Origin of the sequence: Paucisalibacillus algeriensis (assembly GCF_000577245.1) — a bacterium.
Taxonomy (GTDB): Bacteria; Bacillota; Bacilli; order Bacillales; family Amphibacillaceae; genus Ornithinibacillus.
This window is the reverse complement of sequence record NZ_CBYO010000016.1, coordinates 272442-297606: the sequence shown is the minus strand read 5'-3', so window position 1 is coordinate 297606 and position 25165 is coordinate 272442. Positions and strand designations below refer to the sequence as shown.

Below are 25165 nucleotides of genomic sequence, written 5' to 3'. Positions count from 1 at the left end.
GCCATTAGTAACGTCCCTCCTCTTTAAATGCAGCAGTTTTTCTGAATTGGAAGAAAGCAAATCCCATAACAAGAAGCCCCATAATAATGGTAATCGCAGCTGCCATATTGTAGTTATTCGTTTCAAATGTTAACTTGTACACCCACGAGATTAATATGTCAGTGCCCCCGGCATTTTGTCCGCGGACAGCAGGGTTACCTTCATTAAATAAATAAATAATATTAAAGTTATTAAAGTTACCAGCATATTGCATGATTAATAGAGGTGCTGTTGCATAAAGCACGTGTGGTAATGTAATATGGCGTAATTTTTGCCACCTTGAACCACCATCTACATCAGCAGCTTCATACATATCTGCCGGAACACTTTGGAGTACTCCAGTAAACAAGGCAAACACAAATGGGAAACCTAACCAAGTTTGAATCATAATGAGTGCAATTTTAGCCCAGAATGGATCGGATAACCACGGAATCATTATTTCAAACTGACTTAAGATATCACGGTTAATCGCCCCAAAGGTAGGGTTAAATAATGCAGAGAATATTAAGATGGAAACAAACGCCGGTACAGCCCATGGTAAAATAAGAACTGTACGGATAGTTCGTTTAAACTTAATTCGCTTGTCATTCACTAACATAGCTAAGAAAAATCCGAGGACAATTTGTAATGAGGTAGCCACAACTGTCCATACAATCGTCCAAGTAAATACATTAAAGAAGGTATCTTTCCAAACACCAATATTCACTAAGTCTACAAAGTTATTAAAGCCTACCCAAGACAATAGATTACGAGGCGGTGCATTGTATTGATTATAATCGGTAAACGCTAACGCAAGCATAAACAGTAATGGTAATACTACGATGAATACTAGCATTATTAAACCAGGAATGATCATAAAATACGGAAATCCACCATCATAGAAATCTAGCATTCCTTTTAGTAGAGTTGGTTTCTTTCTACCTTCTTCTCTTGCTATTGCATCCTTCCTTGCATCACGAATATTATAGATATAAATAATAATCCCGAAGAACAACACAATTAACGAGATAAGTCCCTGTAATAACAGTTGTATCGAATGGTGCTCACGTGGAATTGTTCCTAATGTAAACAATCCCCAAATACCGATATCTAAGTAGTCCCATGTAGCGACTAAAAAGGATATCGTTACGAGTAGAAAGATCAATCCTTTTAGTATTCTACGATTGTATAGCTGTCCTGAACCTGGAACAATGACAGATAACAGTGTAGCGATATTTCGAGGTTGGCTTAGTCCTGTTTTCCTCTTTTCTTGATTCTGTGCCATGTTTGTTTCCTCCTTAGAAAACTTGATATTCACCTCTCTTTGGCGAAACGATTAGTTTTCTTTATACTTCCATACGTGAAATTTTAACGTTATCGATTCTAATTCCGGCTAAAATTTCATTACGTACCTGATGAACTTCTTGTTGGTTCAATAAATTTAATAAACTAGTTTTTTCTGAAAAGGTAGTGAAATAGGATATGGGAGCACGAAGCCCCCATATACCTTAAGGTTTAGTATTAGTTAGCACCTGAAGCTTCAATATTGCTTAAAATCATTTCTACAGCTTCATCCATTACTTCATCAACAGGCTCACCTTTAGAGATAAAGTTTAAAGCATTATTGATTGGATCCCATACTTGTTGCATTGCTGGAACGTTAGGCATTGGCTCTCCATAGTTTGTTTGCTCAGCAAATGCAGAATAGATTTCATCGTCAGCAATGATTGGGTTTTCTATTGCGTCATGACGTGGAGGGATTTCCCCAGCAACTTCATAGTAAACCATTGCGTTTTCTTCATTTGTAATATATTTCATTAAGTCAGTAGCCCACTCTTTGTTATCGGAGTAGTAAGATAGCATGTAAGATTTTACACCTACAAATGACTTTGGATTTTCACCATTATCTAGAAGTGGAAGAGGTACAACACCTAAGTCTTCACCTAGTGCTTCTTGATATTCACGAACCATCCAAGGACCATTAAGTACTGTAGCTACTTTTCCTTCTTTAAATAGACCATTCATAATATCAGGTGTTAAATCTTGTGGAATATATCCATTGTTGAACCAAGATTGTACTAAGTCTCCACCTTCTTTTGCACCATCATTTGCTAAACCTACATCAGCAATATCATAGTTTTCACCATCGTTAGCAAATACGTAAGCACCATACCCTGAGAAGAATGGATATACAAAGTAGAAGTTAGCAGCTTCCATTAAGAAACCATACTTATCTTGACTAGCATCTGTAAAGTCTGCAGCTACCGACATGATATCTTCCATTGTTTCAGGTGCATCAACTAGAGATTTATTGTAGTACATTGCATAAGTTTCCATAACTGCTGGAGCACCCCAGTAATCGCCATCATACGTAACAGCTTCTAATGCGATATCAGTGTACTCGGACTCAACATCACTTAAATCAACTGGATCAACTAAACCACGCATTGCAAGGTCACCAATACGATCATGCGGTTGGAAAATAATGTCTGGGCCATTTCCTGCAGGTCCCTCAACATCTAATTTTTCTACTTGGTCAAGCATGTTAATTGGAACAAGTTCAACTGCGATACCAGTTTCTTCGGTATATTTATCAGTAATTTGTTTTACCGCTTGTTCTTGTTTTTCCTCTGCATTAACCCAAATAGTTAGACTTTCTGGTTTTTCAGGCATACTGCTTTCTGCAGATTCTCCACTATTTGGTGAAGTTGAGTCTTTCTTATCTGACTCTTTCGCTTCATCTGGTCCACAAGCTGCAAGTACTACAAAAAGTACTAATGCAACCAATAATCCTAACCATTTCTTCATTTTAATTTACCCCCCAAAGGATGTAGTGATAACGCTTGCACAAATCATTTTAGGAAAACGTTTGCACAATCATTTCTATTTCATTATACAAGTTTTATAGATTATTGCAAGCCTTTTCATAGTTTCGATTAATACCAGTTAAAACTCTATTAGATAACGCTTACAATAAATTAGTTATCTGCTATACTAGTAAAAAGGACTTTTGAGATCTTATGTTCAAGAGATTTAGTTTTAATGCAAACGATTCTACAAAAAAGGAGTGTTTACAATGATAAAGGAGGCTATCTTCCATCGTCCTAAAAATAATTTTGCCTACGCCTATAATAAGGAAACCCTTCATATTTTACTACAAACAAAACAAAGTGATGTGGGATCTGTTGAATTAATTTATGGGGACCCCTATGATTGGGTAGATAATGCATGGCAAACAGAAACATTGGAAATGAAGAAAACAGGGTCAACATCTCATTATGATTATTGGTTGGTCGAAGTTAAACCATCATTCAGAAGAATGCGCTATGGTTTCCGTTTACAAGATGATAAGGAGACTTGCTATTACATGGAAGGCGGTCTATTTAATCAACAACCAAAAGATATCGCTAATTATTTTTGCTTCCCTTACTTAAATGCTGCTGATGTTTTTCAAGCACCTGATTGGGTTAAGGATACAGTTTGGTATCAAATTTTTCCAGAACGATTTGGGAATGGGAATCCTACAATTAATCCTAAAGGAACATTACCTTGGGGTAGCGCAGATCCAACGCCCTCCAATTTCTTTGGAGGAGACTTTCAAGGAGTTATCAATCACCTTGACCATTTAGTTGAGCTAGGTATCAGTGGAATTTACTTTACCCCAATATTCAAAGCGCATTCTAATCACAAGTACGACACAATTGATTATATGGAAATCGATCCCCAATTCGGTGATAAAGAAGTGTTCAGTAAACTGGTACAGGAATGCCATAAGCGTGGCATCCGCGTGATGCTAGATGCTGTATTCAATCATAGTGGTTTTTACTTTGCGCCTTTCCAAGACGTATTAAAGAATCAGGATAAATCAAGCTACAAAAACTGGTTCCATCTTTGGGAGTTCCCAGTAGTAACCGATCCACGTCCAAACTATGATACTTTTGCCTTTGTACCCTCTATGCCAAAGTTAAATACGGAAAATCAAGAGGTAAGAAACTACTTATTAAACGTTGCACGTTATTGGGTGGAGGAATTTGATATTGATGGCTGGCGATTAGATGTAGCTAACGAAGTCGATCATGCCTTTTGGCGGGACTTTAGAAGAACGGTTAAGTCTATTAAACCAGACGCATATATACTTGGGGAAATATGGCATGATTCGATGCCTTGGCTTCAAGGAGACCAGTTTGATGCGGTGATGAATTACCCATTTACTAACAGTGCTATTAACTTTTTTGCTAAAGCTGAGGTTTCTGCACAGGCTTTTCAGGATTCTATTGTTAAAGTTCAGCATATGTATCCTAAAAATGTAAATGAAGTAGCATTTAATCTGTTGGATAGCCATGATACACCACGTATTTTAAGCTTAGCTAATGGTAATCAAGAGCGAGTAAAACTACTATATTTATTCCAGCTATCCTTCATTGGATCCCCATGTATCTATTATGGTGATGAGATAGGGATGGATGGTGGTCAGGATCCGGGATGCCGTGCATGTATGGAATGGGATAAAGATAAACAGGATCATAATCTATTTGAATATATTAAGACACTAATCCAGTTTCGAAAACAGGAGCCAGTTTTTGGTAATGGTGGGGCCTTTCGATTTTTACATGTTAATAATGACAAAAATTATATCGTTTACGAGAAGTTTAATACGGATAAACGTCTAATCTTTATTATTAATAATAGTACAGAATCCATAAGTCTACCTATTGCAAAATTATCACCTGTTAGTAAAACCTTAAATGAATGGCTACTAGATTATGGTGTTGTTCAAAAACAAAGCCTTACTTGCACATCTATAAACGTAAATGGACTAGGATTTAAGATTATCGAACAAGAACTTTAGATAAATAATAAAAGGACTGAAAAAACTTTTACTTCAATTTCAGTCCTTTTTCCTTTATACTCTTCTCTTACGGCTCACATACCAAATGATAAATAAGACAACACCCAAACCGGTAACCAGGTAGTACCATATATTTGAAGAACTAGTCATATCCTCTTTCTCTACTTCTTTAACTACATAAATCTCAGAGGTTTCTTTCGGCAGATGAAGTACATACCCATAATCGCTTTTCATAATAGTATCTTCCCCTAGTTTAGCAACTAACTTACTATTGGTTGGTAATTCCTCATCTGTAAGAACTACTTCTTGATTCTCAGTTGTATTATTAATTGCTATTAAAATTTGCTCATCCTCATACGTTCGCAAAAATACCGACGTACCAATTTGATCAACTAGCATATTAAATTCACCTTTCGTTAAGGCAGGGTGGTTCTTTCTCAATTCAGCTAAAGTAGAAATATAGGTTATTAGTTCATGGTCTTTGAATTCCATCATTCGGCGATTATCTGGATCTTCACCACCATCCATGGCTATTTCAGTTCCATAGTAGATAATTGGAATTCCAGGTGCTGTATACAAATACGTTAAAGCTAATTTCGACCGAGTGATTGGATCCTCTCCATTTTCCAGTACGGAACGGGTAAAACGCTTATTATCATGATTATCGATAAAGTTTCCAAGTACAAATGGATTCTCATATAGTGTGGTATTACGTTCCCAAATACTATGCATATAGCGTCCAATACGTTGGTCCGAATTGCTAAAGATTCGTGTTGCCTCGTTATAGAATGGATAATCGACAAAAGAATCAATCCCTGTTTTCGTGTAATCGGCAACATAGTTGGGATCGTTATGCCAGACCTCTCCAATTAAAAAGAAATCTTCTTTGACTGACTTCACTTCCGCTGCAAATTCCTCCCAAAAATCCTTTGGTACATGCTTAACCGTATCAAGACGGTAGCCATCGATATCTGTTTCTTCAATCCACCATTTTGCCATGTCTAACAAGTACTTTCGAGTTTCAGGATTTTCTTGGGCCAAGTCAGGGAGACCTGCTAGTCTACCATTCTCTACATTTTCTTGATTATCCCAATCATATATCGTTTGGTCTTCATGAAACCTGTCCTGCTTCTCTGGGTCTGTAATCCATGAATGTTGATAACCAGTATGATTGACAACTAGGTCCAAAATAATCTTCATATCCCGGTTATGAGCTTCCTCCACTAATGACTTGAAATCTTCTAGTTTTCCAAAATGCTCTTCCACTTCATAGAAATCTTCTGTCCAATAGCCGTGGTATCCCTTTGGTTCATTTTTAACAATTGGAGTTAGCCATATTGAAGTAAATCCCATTTCTTTAATATAATCCAGTTTTTCAATAATACCCTGAAAATCCCCACCATGATATGCCCTTGGGTCGTTTACTTCCACTTCATAATCATTAGAGGTATCACCATTATGGAAACGATCAATCATAATAAAATAAATCATTTCATCTTCCCATGTATCTTTTTCTTCCGCATGAACTGGTATAGGGACGAAACATAATAGTGATAGAATTATGAAAGCGCTTAATATTTTCCTCATCATTTTCCCCCCTCCTTGTTTTTCTAGACCATTCTATCTTAATTGTCACTTTTTTGGTAGATTTTTTATCTAAACAAGAAGAACTGAAAAAGCCAAATACTGACCTTTCCAGTTCCTAATGCTTAATTCTCTTCGATTTTCACTTGCGAACGAAAGACTACCTTCTCATCCTCTTCCCTTAATCCTTCAACAAATATAATGTTTTGATCCATATTGGATAAATCCTTCTTTAAAATTAATGTATCCCCTGGTAGAGCTTCGTTTAAATAGTTTACTTCAATTGAACTGATACGATATCTTTTATGCTCGGCTAATTGGAAGCAATCCATAATATAATCCACATATTTGGAATTATTTAAATGTCCATTGAAATCTATATCACTATATCCAATGGTCTTATGATAGGCAGTCTGTAGATTCTCTGTTCCCTTCAGTTTTCCAATGGATACTTCTATTGCTCTATCTTCAATTAGTTCCGGATACTCCAAATTAATTGCCTCACTACGTTTTAAGCGACGCTTCTTTAAATCCATAATCACCCATACAGACACTGCACGAGCAATTACCTTTCCATTTTTATCATATACTAGATAATCACGTTCAAACTCTAGCTTTCTTGGCTTAAGTGGCCAAGTTTTAATAGTTACCTCTTCGTCCAGTTTAGGATTTCGAATAACATCCACACGTATCCGCATCAGCACAAAGGCAACACCATAGTTTTCTACCAACTGGGTAATTCCCACACCAAGACTCTCGGCGGCCAAATTGGCTACGTCTTGAAAGTATCCAAATAATGCACTTAATCGTAGTTCCTTTTTAAAATCAACATCACCTAGCTCGATGTGGTAGTTTTTCTTGTATTGAATGGTTTGTTTCATATATCTCTCTCCTAATTACCATTTCTATAGTTAACATTACCATAAAAGAGGTATGAAAGACTTGGTTGATGTTTTATCTTATGGTGGTTTTTGTACAAAAAAGCCGACTCTTAAACCAGGAATACCTGTTCCAAGAGTCGGCCTCTTTATTATATTATTTATTAGTTTAAACCTCTCATAAATTCCTTTAACTTAGGAGAGAAAAGAAATAGCAAAATACCTAATAGGATAGCAATACCACCAATTACACCGAAGTACATGATTTCGGTTTCTTCTGTATAGAAACGTACAACCTGTGCATTGATAGCTTGTGCGGATGAATTGGAAAGATTCCATAGACTCATCATCTGTGCAGCAAAGGCAGCAGGTGCAAGTTTTGTTGATGCAGATAACCCTACTGGTGAAATTAATAGTTCCCCCATTACAATTAGGAAGAAACATAATACTAGCCATAGTGGACTTACTAATGTTCCTGTACCACCGTTTAGGTATGCTGGTAGCATCATTACAATAAATGCTAAACCGGCAAAAACAAGTCCGAATGAGAATTTATGAGCAACAGATGGTTGCTTGTCCCCGAGTTTAGTCCACAAACCTGCAAATAATGGTGCGAACATAATAATGAATAATGGATTTAGAGATTGGAACCACGATGCTTTAAGCTCTAATCCCATAAAGTTTAAGTTTGTACGTTCATTTGCGAATGTCGCAAGGATACTTGATTGTTGTTCTGCAATTGCCCAGAATACCATAGCTGCTACAAACAATGGTATATATGCTAGCAGACGAGATTTTTCATCTTTACTAGTTTTAGGACTACGATACATAAAAATAAAGTATGCAGTTGGAATAATAATTCCTAGAATACTAATGGAAAATATAACACGTTCAACGGTTAACCAACCACCAGAAATTCCAGCCCAGCCAACAATTCCTAAGGCAACAAGCACAAGAAGAACAATCTTCGTAATACGACCTTTTTCAGGTTTCGTTAATGGATTGGGCACAACGGAACCAGCAAGTCCAAGAAACTTCTTTCGAGTGATAACATACACAATTAAACCAATAGCCATACCAATTGCTGCAACACCAAATCCTAAGTGGAAGTTAACTTCCTCACCTAGTGTTCCAACAATATATGGAGCAATGAATGCACCCATGTTAATACCCATATAGTAGATACTGAAACCAGAATCACGACGTGGGTCTTTCATGCTGTAAAGATCCCCAACCATACCACCAACGTTTGGTTTCAGTAAACCTGTTCCGATGATGATAAAGAACATGGAGATAAATAATCCTGGTGCACCTAGTGGTAATGCTAGAATGACGTGACCGACCATGATGAGAACTCCACCATGGAATACGGTTCGTGCAGTACCTAGAATTCGGTCAGCTATCCAACCACCGATAATACCTGACATATAAACGAGCGATCCATAGATCGCCATAATGGAATTTGCAGTTGTTTGATCAATACCTAGTCCGCCGTCTTTAACTTCATAGTACATATAGAATAGCAAAATGGCACGCATTCCATAGTACGAGAAACGTTCCCAGAACTCAGTAAAGAATAGCGTTGATAAACCTTTTGGATGACCAAAAAAACCTTTTTGAGGGATGGTTTTTAGAATGGACTCCTTATCATGTGATTTCATTGAAGTAAAAGCCTCCTGATGTTTAAATTTCGTAAATAAACTGAAAACTCTCAAGGAGTCGACTAAAACAGTTTAAAATATATATCCGTTCACGTAAAGGGATTATCAAGAAGTGGAATTGTTCTAAAAAGTAGTAAGATGGCGAAATCTTCTTATGTAAGCGGTATAGGGATTAGTATTTCCACGTTATTGTATTTAACTAGGAGGTAGAATATGGAAATACATATAATATTTTCTTTTTTGTCAATTCCGTGCTTATCCATATAAAATATGAGATACTCTAGAAAATCAGATGTAGAAAGGTGACTGTTTGGTGAACGTGCACGATTTGCAAAAGGAATTATATAACAAAGGTTTCATAAATACTGCAAAACAATTAGAAAATTTGATAAAAAGCGAAGACTTGATTGATAATATACAATCGATATTTAAGGAGTGCGTCTCTCCTACTCAAACATTTCCTGATGATATTAACTTATTATACAAACAACTATCTAATTTAACTGAAGTAAAAGGTGAATACAGCCCAATAATTACACGTAATTTACTTACTACTTTAATAGAAATCATTAAGCCAACAGATGAATTATCGATTATTTATATGGAGGATGAAGAATTAGAGGAAGCTATTTCACTCTATCAATATGCCGTAATTGGTAATGTAAATGCGCAATTAGAGCTTGGCCACTTGTATAGAAACATTGAACATGATGATTGGGCATTTCCCTGGTTCGAAGCATCAGCGAAAGCAGGGAACCCAGAGGCTCTTTATTGGTTGGGTAATTATTACTATATGGGAAAAGTGGTAGGTAAGGATTTAGGAAAGACCTATTTTTGTTATAAAGAAGCCGCCGAAAAAGGTTATCCAGATGCAATGAATAACTATGCGGATATGTATTTACGTGGTGAATATGTAGATAAGAATGCTAACCGTGCATTGGAACTTTTTATGCAAGCTGCAGAAAAAGAAGTCCCCGAGGCAATGTATACATTGGGGTATATGTATGAAAATGGGGTTGGAACTAAGAGTGACCTTAACGAATCAAGAAGTTGGTATATAAAATCAGCCCTTGCTGGTGATGTATTTGCAGCCAATAAACTAGGGCATGAAGCAGTGGAAAATGGCTTAGGGGAAGAAGCAATCTCATGGTATAAAATGGCTGCAGATCATGGAGACTCATATGGAGAATTTAATCTTGGGCATTGTTATGAGAATGGGATTGGGACACCAATAAACCTAAAAAAAGCAAAGACCTGGTATCAAAAAGCGGCATTAAAAGGGGATAAACAAGCGAAGGAGAGATTGCGGGTGTTATAGGATTGCTTTTACATCTTTCTGTCATTTTTTATTTAGTTTGGGTAACATAATTGTATATACAAGTTTGTATAAAAAGGTGGGAACCGAGTGAAAGAAAATAAAACATCAAATAAATTAATTGAAGAAAAGTCACCTTACTTACTTCAACATGCACATAATCCTGTAAACTGGTATCCCTGGAGTGAGGAAGCCTTCTTAAAAGCGAGCGAAGAGAACAAGCCTATATTTCTTTCAATTGGCTACAGCACTTGCCATTGGTGCCATGTCATGGCACATGAATCCTTCGAAGATGAAGAAGTTGCAAAATTACTAAATGAACATTACATATCCATAAAAGTAGACCGGGAAGAACGACCAGATATTGACTCCATCTATATGAAAGTTTGCCAGATGATGGCCGGACATGGTGGTTGGCCACTCAATATTTTTATGACACCAGAAAAAATACCATTTTATGCCGGGACGTATTTTCCTAAAGAAAGTAAATATGGTAGACCTGGGTTAATCGAGGCTTTGGAACAATTACATAACAAGTATTCTACAGATCCTGAGCATATCTCTGAGGTAACCGAAAGTGTAAGACAAGCATTAGAAAGTACCACCCGTGAAAAGAGTAAAGACCGATTAACGATTGAAACGGCAGACAAAGCCTTTCAACAATTAGGGCGTGGATTTGATTTTTCATATGGTGGCTTTTGGGAAGCACCAAAGTTTCCACAACCACAGAATTTATTGTTCCTACTACGTTATTACTATTTCACCGGTAAAATTGCTGCATTAAAGATGGTTGAAAGTTCATTGCAGAACATGGCTGCAGGTGGTATTTGGGACCATGTTGGCTATGGATTTGCCAGGTATTCGACCGATGAGAAGTGGCTCGTCCCACATTTTGAGAAAATGCTTTATGATAATGCCCTCTTACTATCGGTGTATACCGAATGCTATCAAATTACAAAGAATCCGTTTTATAAACAAATCGCTGAACAAATAATAGATTTTACCAAACGGGAAATGACTAGTACAGATGGTGCTTTTTATTCTGCTATTGATGCGGATTCTGAAGGTGTAGAAGGAAGATATTATGTCTGGAAAGATGAAGAAATATACGAGATATTAGGGGAAGAATTAGGCGAGATTTACACGACAGTCTATGGCATATCCCCATATGGTAATTTTGAAGGAAAAAATATACCTAACCTAATCAAATCAAATCCAGAAAGTGTTGCCGAAGAGTTCGATCTCTCACTGAATGAGTTAAACGAACACTTGGAAGAAGCAAGACAAAAACTTTTGGTCGAACGTAAAAAGCGAAATTATCCTCATGTTGATGATAAAATACTAACCTCATGGAACGCCATGATGATTGCTGGTTTAGCTAAAGCTGGTAGCGTATTTCATTCGGAAGATTATTTGACTATGGCCGATAGAGCTATTCAATTTATTGAATCAAGGATTATAGTGGAAGACCGCTTAATGGCGCGGTGCCGGGATGGTGAAACCAAATATAAAGGTTATTTGGATGATTATGCTTACCTCACTTTGGCATATCTCGAGCTTTATCAGGCGACGTATAACTTGAACTACTTAAAAAAAGGAAAATCTCTTGTTAATCAAATGAATGATTTATTCTGGGATGATGAAAATGGTGGCTATTTCTTTAGTGGAAAAGATAATGAAAAGCTAATTTCCAATGATAAGGAAATCTATGATGCTGCTACTCCTTCTGGAAATAGTGTAGCGGCATTTGTCCTTGTTCAAATGGGTTATTTAACTGGAGAGACTGCTTATCTGGATAAAGTAGATGAAATGTATTATACCTTCTTTGAGGATATAAATAGGCAAGCATCTGCAGGGACTTTCTTTATCCAGAGTTTGCTTCTAACGGAGAACCCGACAAAAGAAGTGGTGATTTTAGGCCGGAACGATTCATCGAATCAAATGCTCAACACGCTTGCTGAAAAGTTCATACCGGACATCTCTTTACTTATTGCAGAAGATTCTAGTGTGTTTAATACTGTAGCTCCGTTCGCTGCAGAATATAAAAAGTTGCATGACAAAACAACGATTTATGTTTGTGAAAATTTTGCATGTCAACAACCGACTACAGATATCAGTCAGGCACTTTCAACAATATTACCAATGCATTAGAAATCTAGGACTAAATTAACCATATCTAACATTTAAAGAGAGGTGCAAGTTTCACCTCTCTTTCATGTCTTACAAACAGCCACTTTACTGTTTCAGTTGGTTTAAATCCTCCATGCTCTCTTGAACAAGTGTAACCGCCTGACTCATTGCAGCCCCGCCACCAAATGCGGCTGTCACTCCGACAGCCTCTAGAATTTCTTCCTCCGAGCACCCTTGATCAAGACAGCCTTTTAGATGATAAATAATGCAATATTCATCTTGAGAATACAAACTTATGCCTAATGCAATAAGTTGCTTCTCCTTTTGAGACAAAACACCCTCCTTAAAACACTCTTGAGTAAAGGCATTATACAGCTCTGCTAACTTTGGCATTTTCTTTGTAAATGTACCTAGCCCAGCTTTATAATCAAGTAATGCTTCTTCGGTAGCATTTCTAGCTTCCATTTCCATATCTAACTCATCTCCATTAATTATATTTTAAAAATCTAAAGTTAGTATGAACAAAACACCAAAGAGTACTCTTGATATCTGGAAAAATAAATATCAAATCACATAACCATTATTCTACTAGTAGAAATAGATTGTTATTCATAGAAGCAAAACGAGTAATTGAAGAGTACTTATTTTTGCAAAAGACACTATTATCCAAATAAATGATTAGAAAAACTTTCTATTGTTCGTTATAATAGAATAAGGAAGGGGTTTTTTACTATGATGATCAAAGTAAAAATGAATGTTCAAACTGCCTATCATGGTGAGCTTTTTCGTGCAGGAAAAGTATATGAAGTTGATGAGGCAACGGCAAAACGTTGGATATCTAGTAAACTAGCAGTTAGTGTCGAAGAAGAATAGAATTAAAAAGTTTAATCATCCTCCCAGAGAGTACTTTTACATCGTTCTCCATCTTAATACTCCTGAATAACATACTGGGAACATTACCAACATACATAAAATCCCGTTAGCAACTTTGCTAGCGGGATTTTCTACTATAATATATTAACGATTCGCAAAAAACTCTTCTGCTTTTTCTAAGAAAATTTCTTGTTCTGGTGTCAAATCATATTCTTCCTCAATTGCCGCAACTGGACATGCTGCTTTACAAGCTCCACAGTCAATACAAATATCTGGATCTATGTAGAATTGATCTGGCCCCTCTTCTATACAATCAACTGGGCAGACACTGACACATTCAGCTGCTTTTTCTTGTCTGCATGGATCTAAAATAACGAAAGCCATCTATGTTAACCCTCCCTAATAAGTAATTCAAGGTACACTTACATATTAATGATACAACTACTAGAAGCTCAAGTAAACTGCTTCACAAAAAGTTTCATGAATTATTTTATTTCTAGTATTCACCTTGAATATCAAAGATTGGAAGAGAAATACAGAATTTTGTCCCTATACCTACTTTACTTTCTGCCCAAATTATACCTTTATGGGCCTGAACGATTTCCTTACTTATTGTAAGTCCTAAACCATTTCCCTTCTTGTTAGGATTTATATTATTAGAATAAGCTCTTTCAAAGATAAACTGGAGTTCTTCTTTTGAAATCCCCTCACCTTGATCTTCTATTAGAATAATTGCTTTTTTGGACGTTTCTAGTAATAAAGCAATACGAATAATTCTTCCTTCACCTGAGTGTTTAATCGCGTTTGATACTAGATTTCCCATTACCTGTTCCATTCTCTTTACATCGACTTCAACTAATGGATATGCCCCATTGCGGTTTGGAAGTTCCATTTGGAACATAAGACCTGATTGCTCAATTTCAAGTTTAAATTGATTACATAAATGAAGAAACAACTTATCAATAGGAATCGTATCCATTTCAAATATTATATCTTGTGATTCAAGTCTTGCAAGGACAAATAGATCCTCAATTAATCCATTTAATAATGCAAGACGTGTTCTCACAACCTGCAAATACTCTCTTTCTTTTTCAGGAGATTCTACAAACCCATCTAAAACTGCTTCTACATATCCTTTAACAACCGCTACCGGGGAAAGAAGGTCATGTGAAATATTTGCAAGCATTTGACGTCTTTTTTCTTCGGAACGTTCTAGTGAACGATTAACATGTGTCAAATTTTGATTGGCGATATGGAGCATTTCGGTACGCTGTTTTACCTTTTCCTCTAAATTAGCATATAAATATGCCTTTTCAATCGAAACAGCTGCTTGTGATGCGATAAAAGATAATAAATCTATCTTTTCTTCTGAAAATGCATATGTCGATTGGTTATTTTCCAGATACAAAACCCCAGTTAGTGTGCCTTGGTTAAGAAGGGGCATGCATAGTACTGATTTTGTATGATTCTTCTTAATATAAGCATCCTTCCTAAAATGCCCTTCATTCAAAGCATCCATTAATACAACTGATTCACTACTATTCACTACATAATCGACAATTGCTAAAGATAAGTTTGATTGCGTTGCTGTACTTTCTGGTTGTTCATAGACCTCTATACCTCTGTTAGAATGATTGACTGCTACTACCTCTAGCTCATTTTCATTGTTCAGTAATAAATAAGCATGCTCTGCACCAGAATAAGTTAATACGACATGCATGAGCTTTCTCAGTAAGTGCTTTAGTATAATTTCACTAGAAATAATTCCGGCAGTTTCAAAGATTGCATGCAAATCTAGTTCCTTATTTTCCGTACTCGCTGCTATTAAAGATGGGATACTCACTTGGATGAGGTCTGGGTATGTTTGTAAAAGATCATTTGCTAACTTATTGGCCCCCCACTTCTGAAAGTTGACGTACGCATCAGTCAAATAGGCTTTTGCCGATTTTGGCAATTTTTGAAACAGGTAATATTCCCCGGCACATTGGTTAGCAATGGCAGCATCTTGTATATAGTCATTTTCTTCCGCATACTTTATCGCCAGATTATATAGTTGCATCACTTCTAGTTCATTTCGCTTGTCCTGTTCCCATTCTGCTTTCACTAGTAAAAATTTATGCTGATAATTTTCTGGTGAATGTTCAGCCCATTGTTTTAACTTCACCATCATTTTTTTAAGTCTTTTTTTATCTTTTTTGGATACATGCTGTCCTTCCCGTATCCATCGGATAAGCCATAATGAATGGTAAAAATAAAAATCTGGAACAACAATAAGCTCTAAGGTACTTTCTACCAAAGGTCCTACTGTATTAATAATAGACCTTGCCACTCGCTCATTTTGAAATAAATAGGTCATTTGCAGTCTAAATGTAGTATGCACAATAGCAATAGACGCATCGTCAAGAAGTGTTGGGAAATCCCAGCTAATGAATGAATCCTCATTGGTAAGATTTTCAATCCACTTCTGAAATTCAGACAAAGCATCATCTGAGATACTATACTCGTTGTCCTTAGCAAATTTTAATTGCTGCTCGATTCCAGCAGAAACCTCTGATAATGGATCACCTTTCATGAACATAATAATTCCAATAAATGCACTACCAGCTCCTGCTAAATGTAAATTACCCGACTCAATTGATAATTGTTGCGAACGCACTAAATAGTTTAGGTTAATACGAAGATGATGCTTCCAGTGATTAACGAATGTTCCAATAACAAAATACACATGCCCTCTTAACCCATTATCCCCATGCTTTTCAGAATGTTCGATAGCTAGTTTTCCAAACTGATAGCTACCATGATAATCCTTAAATCCTGCACTCAGTGTAAGGGCATAATTAATATAGATTATTGCAGAAATATCCATATCACCATACTTAAGCATTAAACGAAGTGTACGAAGCATTAAAATGGTAGCTAAATTTTGATTGACCAGATAAACTGGTGCAATCGTATTAATGATAACCTTCATAAGCTGTCGTCTATCGGAATCTGTGATAGATGGTAGCAATAATAAATCCTTAGGATTCTTTTTTCCTAATGCAAATTTGGTTAACAAGTATTCCTTAGCAACAGCAAACCTACTTGGTTCTGGGTTCACCCTTAATCCGAATAGACGTATACCATCCAATCCTGTTTGAACTGCTTTCTTTACTTCATGAATATGTGTATATAATGTAATTTTCACTTGATAAACGGTTAGCTTATCTTGAGTAGATCTTGCGTGGTCAAGAATTAAATTAAATGTTTCCTCAGATTCATCAAATAAACGGTTTAAATATTGTGATTCTCCCAATCCCATCATGATACGAAATGTCGTTTCATAATGATTATTCCAACTAAAAGGTGGAAGCAATTCTTTTGCCACCAAAAAAAACGAAAGGGCTGCCTCGGTTGCAGCACTTTTCATTGCGCGTTCACCAGATGTCCCGTTCCACTTGGAAAGATCAAGTTTTTCCTCTTCATTCAGCCTATTCCTAGCTCGATTTAAGTGGTTAACAATTTCAAAGATATGCTCCTCCAATTGTTCACCAGCATAATGCTTTTGCAGCTGTTGCCCAATTCGCAGATGGTTTACTTCCCGCGTTTCTTCTGTCATCGTCATATAAAACACCTGTAATACCCTATCATGTAGAAATAAATATCTTGGTGGCTGTGATTGTATTAAATCCATATTCTCATTTGGGTAAATCCATTTGTAACTTTGATCTAATGGAAGTATAAGTCCTTCTTTCAGTCCTTCCCAGAGCAACTCAGCCGTGTCAAAGAAACTTTTTTCTGCAATGGTTGCTAACGATTTTAAATCGAATTGGTTTCCAAAGCAAGACGCAAGCTGCAGTATTTGCTTCGTTTGAGGTAGTAGTTTTTCGATCCGTTTTAACATAAAATCCAGAATTGTATCCTGTACTGGAATTTTTTTTAGGGACAGGGAATTAACTTTCCATTTACCCATAGTTGTATCAAAGCTTAAAATGGATTCATCATATAAGGATTGGAACACTTGAACAATATAAAACGGAATCCCTTTTGTTATTCGAAACATCATGTCAACGAGATAATCAGCATCATCTCCTGCAATCATCAACGTCTCATAGACCCATTCCTTGATATGGTTGTCGTTTAATGGAGTCAGGGATAATTCTGTTACAGATACACCGCTCTCTTTAATATTTTTTTGCATCAATTCTAAAGGATGTCCAACATGAATTTCATTCACACGATATGCCCCAATAACAAATAGGTGTTGAATATCTTCATTTCGCATTATATATTCAATAAGATCAAGTGTTGCGGTATCCGCCCATTGTAAATCATCGAGAAATAAAACTAGTGGATGTTCCCTTTTACTAAAAATCCCTATAAACCTTTTTATTGATTGGCGAAAACGATTTAGAACTCCATCAGGTGGTAATTCTGGTATGTCTCCTTGATCCCCAATGATCCACTTAATCTCAGGAATAAAATTAGCAATGACGCCTGCATACGTATCAAGTTCTGTTAAAATAGTAGTCCGCCAGTTTTGTATTCTATCGGTACCTTCTGTCAATATCTGTCTGATTAATCCTTGAAAAGCATGGACAAGGGGCTCATATGGTATTTGTTTTTTGAGTTGGACAAATTTACCTGAAATAAAATATCCTTTTTCTTGGATAAGTGGCTTATGTATTTCATTTACTAATACCGTTTTGCCAATACCAGATAAACCTGGAATGTACAAGATTTCCTTCTTCCCATCTTGCACCCTCTTAAATCCAGCAAGCAATTCCTCTATAGCTTCCTTCCGACCGTAGAGTTTTGAAGGTTTTTCTAGCAGGATCTTTGATTCTTTTTTTGCAAGCTGAAACTTATCAATTTTTCCATTTTGATTTAAATCAGTTAAACATTTTTCAATGTCTAATTTTAAGTCATAAACGCTTTGGTAGCGTGATTCAGGATTCTTTTCTAATAGCTTCATAATAATGTCTGAAATAATCTCGGGAATTGTTTCATCTAGTTTTCTTGGAGGTACTGGTGCCTTTGCCAAATGGGCATGGATTATTTCAGCAGGATCCTCTATTTGAAAAGGAGGTGAACCTATTATTAGTTCATAGAAAATCACTCCCAGAGAATAGATATCTGTACGATAATCTAATGACCGATTCATTCTTCCGGTTTGCTCTGGTGACATGTACATTAATTGCCTCTTTAATTGATAGGGACTAACAGTTGGAAGTTCATTTTCGGTCGGGAGTTTTGTAGCTTGATGAAAGCCTGTTAGCTTCATTTCACCCGTTTTAGGATGATACAAGATGTGATTAGGATGTAAAGATTTATGAATAATACGTTCTTGGTGAACCAACGATAAAATGGTACAAAGTTGGTTAGCCATTCTTAAAAAGGTAGGCAAATGAGGAGTTTTCTCGTTTTTTAACCATTCCTTCATGGTTAAGCCTTGGAATAGATTCGTAGCAATATAAGCTCGATTTCGATACTTTTCTAATTTGATAGGAGAAAGGATCCCGACTTTCGGTAATTCTTTCGTTATATGGTAATCATGGATTACCTCTGCTATTTCATAAGGTAAATCTATGTCGCTCTTTACAGACTTCAATGCTACAATACGGTCTTCTTCTATTGAATAAGCTTTATGAAGTTCCCAAGTTTCACCATCTATAACTTTCTCCATCAAATGATATCCTGGTAGATTTTCCATTTCATCACCTTATAAACAATATTTAATGTTAACTTTAACTGATTTTTATGAAAACTTTAACTTGATGTTTTACTCTTAGTATTGTGGGAATACGAGGAGGTAATTTTGATATGATCGAGAAACAAAGTATACATATACAGACACTTGAACCAATAGAACTAGATGTAGAATGGATTAAGTTAATTTTAGAAGCTAAAAGGGTTGGAATAAGTTTGGATGAAATACGTGATTTCATAGAAAGAAATACTATTCGCTAAAATCTTGAAATTTATAGCCAATACCACGGATTGTAATGATATAATCAAGGGATTCTGCAAGACTTTCAATTTTTTTGCGTAAATTACTGATATGTACCATTACAGTACGGTAATCACCTAGACTATCCTCACCCCATATTAAATCAAATAGTTGCTCAACACTGTATATTCTCCCTGGATTCCTCGCCATGATTGTTAGTAATTGATATTCTTTTGCAGCTAATTTGATTTCAGATCCGTTTATTTTAACTACCGCGCTACTCAAGTTTATAGTCATTCCTGGAAAAACTAATAAAGATTCATCCTTTTGAACATTGTCAGTTTGATTCACTGTAATGTTTTGAACAATTCGAGTCCGTCTTAAATACGCCTTAACCTTTGCAATAATAACGGAAGGACTTGTAGTTTTAGATAAATAATCATCCCCTCCGATACCGAGTCCAATTATTTTATCTATGTCCTCATCCTTTGAGCTTAAAAACAGAATTGGGACATCACTTTTTTTTCGAATTAGGTGGCATAACTCAAAGCCATCAAGCTGAGGCATCATAACATCTAAAATAATTAAGGCTGGGCGCACTTCTTCAACAAATTGAATTGCTTTAAGTGGATCATTTGCAGTAAAGGTGTTGTAGCCTTCATTCCTAAAATATAGACCAAGAACTTCTAGCATGTCATGATCATCATCGACGATCAAGATTCGTTCATTCGCCATGACATTCCCCTTTCTGAGTACATTCATACCCAATAATATGCCTACGTTTAATATAATACAATATTGGTATTTTTACAAAAATTAACTTATTTCAAATTAATTATATTGCGGTAGAATACGAAACATTTCCAAATTCTATTTATTAGAGAGCATCGGCCTCTATGTTCCCTGCTTACCCTAAATCTTTGACCATCACAATATGTGGACCAATCGGCGGATAATCAAACACTTCACCATACGCTCTGAAACCAATCTTTTCGTAATATCCTTGTACAGTTGTTCTCCCCTTACACCACAGTAACTCATATCCTCTACTTCGGATAATCCCTTCAGCGTAGCTTACAACCTCCCTACCAGCTCCTAAATTTCTAAAATCATCTAACGTAGCCATTGCCCTTAGTCGATATTGTTTATCTGAAGAAAAATCGTGATATTTTTCAACATAAAAAGATGCTATAGTGATTAATTTCTCTTGATAAAAAGCACCAACATGAAAGGCTCCCTCCTGGTGATCGGTATCATATACACAAGCCTCAAAAGGTTGATGCGGACGTAGGATAGAATGTCTAAGCGGATATGCCATTTCTGGAGTTATTTCATTAATCTTAATCATTTTTTCTCTTCCTCCAACATTTAAAGTTTACTTTACTTTATTCTGTATTTCTTTTAAAATCCCTGCAAAACAAAAAACTGCCCAAGATAATTTCACCTCAGACAGTTTCATATTTATTTCTTTTCCTTTAACTTAGCAAGCGCATCGGCCAAAGCATTATTCGTAAATCCATCATCCTGTTTTTTCAAATACTTATTCACATCTTTTTTGGAAACCTTACCTTTTTTCTCTTGCTCTTTTCGTTTATTAAAGGTCGAGAGTTTTTCGCGATGTCCACAAGAGCAAGTAAACATTTGCCCTTCACCCTCACCACGTAGTTCTAATCGCTTATGGCAATTTGGACAGCGAGCATTGGTCTTTCTAGCAATGTTTTTCTTATGTCCACAAGAACGGTCCTGACAAACTAACATACGACCATGTTTATTGTTTACCTCGAGCATAAGCTTTCCACAATCCGGACACTTGGTACCAGTCATGTTATCATGCTTAAACTTGCTTTCCTTACTCTTTATTTCCTGTATGATATTTTTCGTATAGTCCCTAATTTCGTCTATGAATTTATTCTTGTTTAGTTTTCCTTCTGCGATAAGGCCTAGTTTTTGTTCCCATTCTGCAGTTAATGCCGGAGAGCGCAAATCCTCTGGTGCAAGGTCTAGTAACTGTTTCCCTTTTGATGTAATGAATATATGTTTCCCTTTTAGCTCCATATAGCCACCATTGAAAAGCTTATCGATAATATCTGCCCGGGTTGCTACAGTTCCAATACCACCCGACTTTTGTAGGGTACCTGCCAAATGCTTTTCATCTGGATTCATGTAGCGCACAGGGTTCTCCATCGCTTGAAGTAGTGCACCCTCCGTAAGGCGTTCTGGTGGTTTCGTTTCTCCTTTAGTTAAGGAAACAGAAACCGGTGAAAATGTCTCACCTTGCTTTATGATAGGTAAACGTTGATCATCGGTGTCTTCCTCATCAAAATGGCGATCATAAACCGCCTTCCATCCTTGTTTCTTCACTACTTTTCCTTTAGCAGTAAATGCTTCAGAGCCAATTGTAGCGTGGATGGTTGTTTGTTCATATTCGTATGGATCCATCAGAACGGATAGGAAACGCTTTACGACCAAATCATATATTTTTCTTTCTTTATCATCTAGATCCTCCAAAATCACGGACTCCTCGGTAGGTATAATGGCATGGTGGTCACTTACCTTTGCATTATCTACTACTGATTTTGGTAGTTTTCCAATTCCTTTATTAAGAATGGTTTGTGCAAAACGAGCATATTGGTCCACACCACAAGCTTTTAATCGGTCCTTTAAAGTTGGAACAATATCTGTAGAGATAACTCGAGAATCTGTTCTTGGATAAGTTAACACCTTATGTCGTTCATATAGCTTTTGCATGATCGATAGTGTTTGTTTCCCAGAAAAACCAAATATACGGTTTGCATCTCTTTGTAGCTCGGTTAAGTCATATAACTGTGGAGCAAATTTCTTTTTCGCTACAGTATCAATTTTATTAACGGTTAAAGGCTGACTTTTTAGCTTACCAAGTAAGCTCTCTGCTTTTTCCTTTGAGAAAATGCGTGTGTTGTTCTTGTTATCTTGCCAGTTATAGGTTACACCATTTCTAGTTTTTGCTTTCAATCCGTAAAATTCCTGAGGTTTAAAATCCTTAATTTCCTGTTCTCTTGCAGCCACCATCCCTAAGGTTGGTGTTTGAACACGACCACTCGATAATTGTGCATTAAATTTGGTCGTTAGGGCTCTTGTAGCATTAAGCCCCACATACCAATCCGCTTCTGAACGGGCAACTGCTGAAGCATACAAGTTTTCATAGTTTTTACCCGGCCTTAATTGTTTGAACCCGTCACGAATTGCTTTATCTGTAACAGATGAAATCCAAAGTCTTTTCACTGGTTTTTGTACTCGTGCTTTTTCTATAATCCATCTTGCAACAAGTTCACCCTCACGACCAGCATCTGTCGCAATAACAATTTCACCGACATCTTTACGGTTCATCTGTGTTTTTACTGCACTAAATTGCTTCCCAGTTTTCTTCATGACGACTAACTTAAGGTTTGAAGGGAGCATTGGTAAATCTTCTAAGTTCCAGGTTTTATACTTTTCATCATAGGTTTCTGGATCTGCCAATGTTACTAAGTGACCAAGTGCCCAGGTCACAATATAGGTAGAACCTTCCAAATAGCCGTTTCCTTTTTTATTGCAATTCAGTACGCGTGCAATATCACGACCTACGGATGGTTTTTCTGCTAGTACTAGTGTTTTACTCATATTTGTACTTCCTTTCTTAGAAAAACTCGGCATTCGCGCAACACAGGCGAATGTGTTAATTTTTCATATGCTGGTGGGAAAGTTTGTTATACTTTCCTGTCTGCTAAAAAAACAGCTATCTTACCACTATACCATATCTTACTTGGCTTCTTTTTTATCGAAGAGAAGCGAAACATAGTAAAAGATTAATGAGGCTATAATTCCTCCTACAATATATGTAATTAAATCCTGTGAAAATAAATGAACTTCCTCCTCTGCAATGGAAAGAATTATCTTGTAAATTACTGCCACAAATATACCTACCAATATATACAGGCCATACCTTGTGTAGTGACGTGCTAATTGAGAGGAAAAGTTCATTTTCTTCATTAGCTTATCAATTAGATAGGAGATAGGAATACCACCAATCAAATAAACCGGTGCTGCATAAATGGCAAAAAAGAACATGGTTGTCCAAAAACTACTGGTTGTATATGTCATGTAATTTATGAATCCCATCAAAGTCCCAAATAGTAATGTTGATATGATTGCAGTAATAATCTTTTTCAGCATGCTTACTACCTCCAACTGGCTAAAAGTTTAGCCTTTTCTTTTTACTAATTTTAAAAATACCCATAATAATAAGGCAGCATATAATAATATCCAAATAAAAGGAATGACATCAATATGGAAAATATTCTCACCATTCCAGTTTATTAATGTTTTCTGTGTAACTAACACAGGCGGAAATATCCATACGATATTTTTAATAGAAACAGGTAAGATTTCATAAATTCCTAATGCAGTAAAAGAAAACGTGATGGTAAGTGCAAGTCCACCATATGAATTTACTACATTTTCCATGATAACTTTGCTAAATATACTAGCAACGACTATCCCTAGAGTTGACAATAAAATATAGTTCATCCATGAAATGAAACCAATCGTAAACGTAACTTGCTCATTAAACATACCAAAAACTATTGGATAAATGAAGGCAAAAGCCGTTAGTATCAATGAAAGTAGCCAGACCGTAATTAATTTTGAAAGATAATACAAGTTTCTCCCACCAATGTGAAGAATCATGACTTGTCTCTGTACAGGTGGATCCAGTGCCATTACACTAATACATAACCAAGCTGAAATAAAATAAATCATTAATGCTGTAACTGCATAACTATCAATAATTGGATTTGGCGTGTAAGAATAATAGACAACAATCAAAATAATGAATGTTGAGATAGGTGGAAAATACTTATGGGACCGAATAAAGTCGTATAGGGTATAGTTAATCAATGTCTTCATATTATGATCTCCTGTAATTCCCTCTAACTGTTGATACTGCTTCTATGCTTCCACCTAGCTGAAGAACCCTTAATAAAATAACATCACTGTCCCTTGAAGAAACATAGAGAAATAACTGATCTTCCTTTTTCTCTACCTGTATTACCCCATCCCATAGTTTAACATCTGATTCCTTTATTTCTTTTATAATCAGCAATTTTACAGGTTGGTTATCCAATACTTTTGTCTCTGAAATATTCCCATTATGTATGTATAACTTTCTCTCTATTATTGATTCAAAGGCATTCGTTTCGTGGTAAGTTAGCAAAACTGTGGTACCTTGCTGTTTCATTTCCCCTATGATTGTAACCAATTCTTCCTGAGCTAGAGAATCGAGACCAGATAAAGGCTCATCCAATATTAAAAGATTAGGATTGTGAATAAGTGCTTGGATAATACCGACTTTTTGAATATTCCCTTTTGACAATTCCATAATCCGTTGATTCTTCACATTATTCAGCCGAAAGCGGTGTAGTAGATTTTCAATTCTATCTTCAAGGTATTTCACTGAAATTCCACCAATTTTCCCAATGTAATGTAAATATTCACTTGGTGTAAATCGAATTTGTTTAGGAAATCTTTCAGGCACATATCCAATTTTCATATTGTTATTTCGATAGGTAACTTTTCCTGAACTAGGTTGCTCGATTCCAGCAATTATACGTAATAAAGTACTTTTTCCAGTACCATTTTCGCCTCGGATCGCCATTATCTGATTTTCTTCTATTGATAAGGAGATATTACTTAGGACTTGTTTATTCATATAAACTTTACTTACATTTTCAAGTGCTACGCGTTTATTCATTAGATATAACCTTCCTTTGTTCCAAGAACATATGGTATATAACTAGCTAATCATACTTACTGTAAATTTAAAAGTTTAATTTTAGGATAGATCTTGATACGCAATGATTTACTTGTTTTCCAAAGCACATAACAATTCGTATCTCCATACAATACCCTAGA

Annotated in this window: 19 protein-coding genes; 5 read left to right on the top strand and 14 right to left on the bottom strand. The window is 36.1% G+C overall.

What is annotated here, in order from left to right; genetic code table 11:
- Positions 1–4 precede the first annotated feature (4 nt).
- Complete coding sequence (locus tag TY11_RS13565; RefSeq protein WP_042147065.1) at positions 5–1303, bottom strand: carbohydrate ABC transporter permease; 1299 nt, start codon at positions 1301–1303, stop codon at positions 5–7.
- Positions 1304–1539: 236 nt separating this feature from the next.
- Complete coding sequence (locus TY11_RS13560; RefSeq protein WP_042147062.1) at positions 1540–2826, bottom strand: extracellular solute-binding protein; 1287 nt, start codon at positions 2824–2826, stop codon at positions 1540–1542.
- A 268-nt stretch (positions 2827–3094) separates the two neighbouring features.
- On the opposite strand from TY11_RS13560, the gene TY11_RS13555 reads away from it, so the two are divergent.
- Positions 3095–4867: a glycoside hydrolase family 13 protein gene (locus TY11_RS13555; RefSeq protein WP_042147059.1), complete on the top strand. Its 1773-nt coding sequence runs from the start codon at positions 3095–3097 to the stop codon at positions 4865–4867.
- Positions 4868–4921: 54 nt separating this feature from the next.
- On the opposite strand, the gene TY11_RS13550 is transcribed toward TY11_RS13555, so the two are convergent.
- The 3 genes from TY11_RS13550 to TY11_RS13540 all read right to left on the bottom strand — a co-directional run bounded on the left by TY11_RS13550 (position 4922) and on the right by TY11_RS13540 (position 8990).
- The gene (locus TY11_RS13550) at positions 4922–6454 is read right to left on the bottom strand and encodes an alpha-amylase family glycosyl hydrolase (protein ID WP_042147141.1); all 1533 of its coding nucleotides are present in this window, start codon (positions 6452–6454) and stop codon (positions 4922–4924) included.
- A 122-nt stretch (positions 6455–6576) separates the two neighbouring features.
- Complete coding sequence (locus TY11_RS13545) at positions 6577–7332, bottom strand: acyl-[acyl-carrier-protein] thioesterase (RefSeq protein WP_042147057.1); 756 nt, start codon at positions 7330–7332, stop codon at positions 6577–6579.
- A 161-nt stretch (positions 7333–7493) separates the two neighbouring features.
- The gene (locus TY11_RS13540; RefSeq protein ID WP_042147055.1) at positions 7494–8990 is read right to left on the bottom strand and encodes a peptide MFS transporter; all 1497 of its coding nucleotides are present in this window, start codon (positions 8988–8990) and stop codon (positions 7494–7496) included.
- Positions 8991–9303: 313 nt separating this feature from the next.
- Here TY11_RS13540 and TY11_RS13535 point away from each other — a divergent pair, with 313 nt between their 5' ends.
- Together TY11_RS13535 and TY11_RS13530 are read left to right on the top strand one after the other, a co-directional pair.
- Entirely contained in the window at positions 9304–10308 is a 1005-nt protein-coding gene (locus TY11_RS13535) for a tetratricopeptide repeat protein (RefSeq protein WP_042147052.1), read from the top strand.
- A gap of 87 nt (positions 10309–10395) precedes the next feature.
- A complete protein-coding gene (locus TY11_RS13530; RefSeq protein ID WP_042147050.1) occupies positions 10396–12456 on the top strand; it encodes a thioredoxin domain-containing protein in 2061 nt (686 codons plus the stop codon).
- Between the two features lie 84 nt (positions 12457–12540).
- Here the strand turns inward: TY11_RS13530 and TY11_RS13525 are convergent, their stop codons facing one another.
- On the bottom strand, positions 12541–12906 hold the full coding sequence (locus TY11_RS13525; RefSeq protein WP_042147048.1) for a carboxymuconolactone decarboxylase family protein: 366 nt from the start codon (positions 12904–12906) through the stop codon (positions 12541–12543).
- Between the two features lie 261 nt (positions 12907–13167).
- On the opposite strand from TY11_RS13525, the gene TY11_RS20425 reads away from it, so the two are divergent.
- A complete protein-coding gene (locus tag TY11_RS20425) occupies positions 13168–13308 on the top strand; it encodes a hypothetical protein (protein WP_155982701.1) in 141 nt (46 codons plus the stop codon).
- A 144-nt stretch (positions 13309–13452) separates the two neighbouring features.
- Here TY11_RS20425 and TY11_RS13520 read toward each other — a convergent pair whose 3' ends face one another.
- Both TY11_RS13520 and TY11_RS13515 read right to left on the bottom strand, forming a co-directional pair.
- Positions 13453–13692: a DUF362 domain-containing protein gene (locus TY11_RS13520; protein ID WP_010094280.1), complete on the bottom strand. Its 240-nt coding sequence runs from the start codon at positions 13690–13692 to the stop codon at positions 13453–13455.
- Positions 13693–13804: 112 nt separating this feature from the next.
- The gene (locus TY11_RS13515) at positions 13805–19000 is read right to left on the bottom strand and encodes an ATP-binding sensor histidine kinase (protein WP_042147042.1); all 5196 of its coding nucleotides are present in this window, start codon (positions 18998–19000) and stop codon (positions 13805–13807) included.
- 110 nt (positions 19001–19110) lie between these two features.
- Here TY11_RS13515 and TY11_RS21010 point away from each other — a divergent pair, with 110 nt between their 5' ends.
- On the top strand, positions 19111–19257 hold the full coding sequence (locus TY11_RS21010; protein WP_081755924.1) for an anti-repressor SinI family protein: 147 nt from the start codon (positions 19111–19113) through the stop codon (positions 19255–19257).
- On the opposite strand, the gene TY11_RS13510 is transcribed toward TY11_RS21010, so the two are convergent.
- The 6 genes from TY11_RS13510 to TY11_RS13485 all read right to left on the bottom strand — a co-directional run bounded on the left by TY11_RS13510 (position 19247) and on the right by TY11_RS13485 (position 25004).
- Entirely contained in the window at positions 19247–19972 is a 726-nt protein-coding gene (locus tag TY11_RS13510) for a response regulator transcription factor (protein WP_042147040.1), read from the bottom strand. The two genes, TY11_RS21010 and TY11_RS13510, sit on opposite strands and share 11 nt — an antisense overlap.
- A 172-nt stretch (positions 19973–20144) precedes the next feature.
- Positions 20145–20585, bottom strand: coding sequence for a GNAT family N-acetyltransferase (locus tag TY11_RS13505; RefSeq protein ID WP_042147037.1), 441 nt, complete (start codon positions 20583–20585; stop codon positions 20145–20147).
- A gap of 113 nt (positions 20586–20698) precedes the next feature.
- Positions 20699–22876 carry a DNA topoisomerase III gene (locus tag TY11_RS13500; protein WP_042147034.1) on the bottom strand — a complete coding sequence of 726 codons (2178 nt, stop codon included), beginning with the start codon at positions 22874–22876 and terminating at the stop codon, positions 20699–20701.
- Positions 22877–23014: 138 nt separating this feature from the next.
- Positions 23015–23428: a hypothetical protein gene (locus TY11_RS13495; protein WP_042147031.1), complete on the bottom strand. Its 414-nt coding sequence runs from the start codon at positions 23426–23428 to the stop codon at positions 23015–23017.
- A 27-nt stretch (positions 23429–23455) separates the two neighbouring features.
- Entirely contained in the window at positions 23456–24160 is a 705-nt protein-coding gene (locus TY11_RS13490; RefSeq protein ID WP_042147029.1) for a hypothetical protein, read from the bottom strand.
- A gap of 1 nt (position 24161) precedes the next feature.
- A complete protein-coding gene (locus TY11_RS13485) occupies positions 24162–25004 on the bottom strand; it encodes an ABC transporter ATP-binding protein (protein WP_052345836.1) in 843 nt (280 codons plus the stop codon).
- Between the last annotated feature and the right edge of the window lie 161 nt (positions 25005–25165).

Coding starts and splice junctions, on each gene's coding strand:
- TY11_RS21010 (WP_081755924.1), top strand. CDS start 19,111: ATGATCGAGAAACAAAGTATACATATACAGACACTTGAACCAATAGAA.
- TY11_RS13510 (WP_042147040.1), bottom strand. CDS start 19,972: ATGGCGAATGAACGAATCTTGATCGTCGATGATGATCATGACATGCTA.
- TY11_RS13545 (WP_042147057.1), bottom strand. CDS start 7,332: ATGAAACAAACCATTCAATACAAGAAAAACTACCACATCGAGCTAGGT.
- TY11_RS13520 (WP_010094280.1), bottom strand. CDS start 13,692: ATGGCTTTCGTTATTTTAGATCCATGCAGACAAGAAAAAGCAGCTGAA.
- TY11_RS13495 (WP_042147031.1), bottom strand. CDS start 23,428: ATGCTGAAAAAGATTATTACTGCAATCATATCAACATTACTATTTGGG.
- TY11_RS13490 (WP_042147029.1), bottom strand. CDS start 24,160: ATGAAGACATTGATTAACTATACCCTATACGACTTTATTCGGTCCCAT.
- TY11_RS13500 (WP_042147034.1), bottom strand. CDS start 22,876: ATGAGTAAAACACTAGTACTAGCAGAAAAACCATCCGTAGGTCGTGAT.
- TY11_RS13555 (WP_042147059.1), top strand. CDS start 3,095: ATGATAAAGGAGGCTATCTTCCATCGTCCTAAAAATAATTTTGCCTAC.
- TY11_RS13550 (WP_042147141.1), bottom strand. CDS start 6,454: ATGAGGAAAATATTAAGCGCTTTCATAATTCTATCACTATTATGTTTC.
- TY11_RS13485 (WP_052345836.1), bottom strand. CDS start 25,004: ATGAATAAACGCGTAGCACTTGAAAATGTAAGTAAAGTTTATATGAAT.
- TY11_RS13540 (WP_042147055.1), bottom strand. CDS start 8,990: ATGAAATCACATGATAAGGAGTCCATTCTAAAAACCATCCCTCAAAAA.
- TY11_RS13505 (WP_042147037.1), bottom strand. CDS start 20,585: ATGATTAAGATTAATGAAATAACTCCAGAAATGGCATATCCGCTTAGA.
- TY11_RS13565 (WP_042147065.1), bottom strand. CDS start 1,303: ATGGCACAGAATCAAGAAAAGAGGAAAACAGGACTAAGCCAACCTCGA.
- TY11_RS13560 (WP_042147062.1), bottom strand. CDS start 2,826: ATGAAGAAATGGTTAGGATTATTGGTTGCATTAGTACTTTTTGTAGTA.
- TY11_RS20425 (WP_155982701.1), top strand. CDS start 13,168: ATGATGATCAAAGTAAAAATGAATGTTCAAACTGCCTATCATGGTGAG.
- TY11_RS13515 (WP_042147042.1), bottom strand. CDS start 19,000: ATGGAAAATCTACCAGGATATCATTTGATGGAGAAAGTTATAGATGGT.
- TY11_RS13525 (WP_042147048.1), bottom strand. CDS start 12,906: ATGGAAATGGAAGCTAGAAATGCTACCGAAGAAGCATTACTTGATTAT.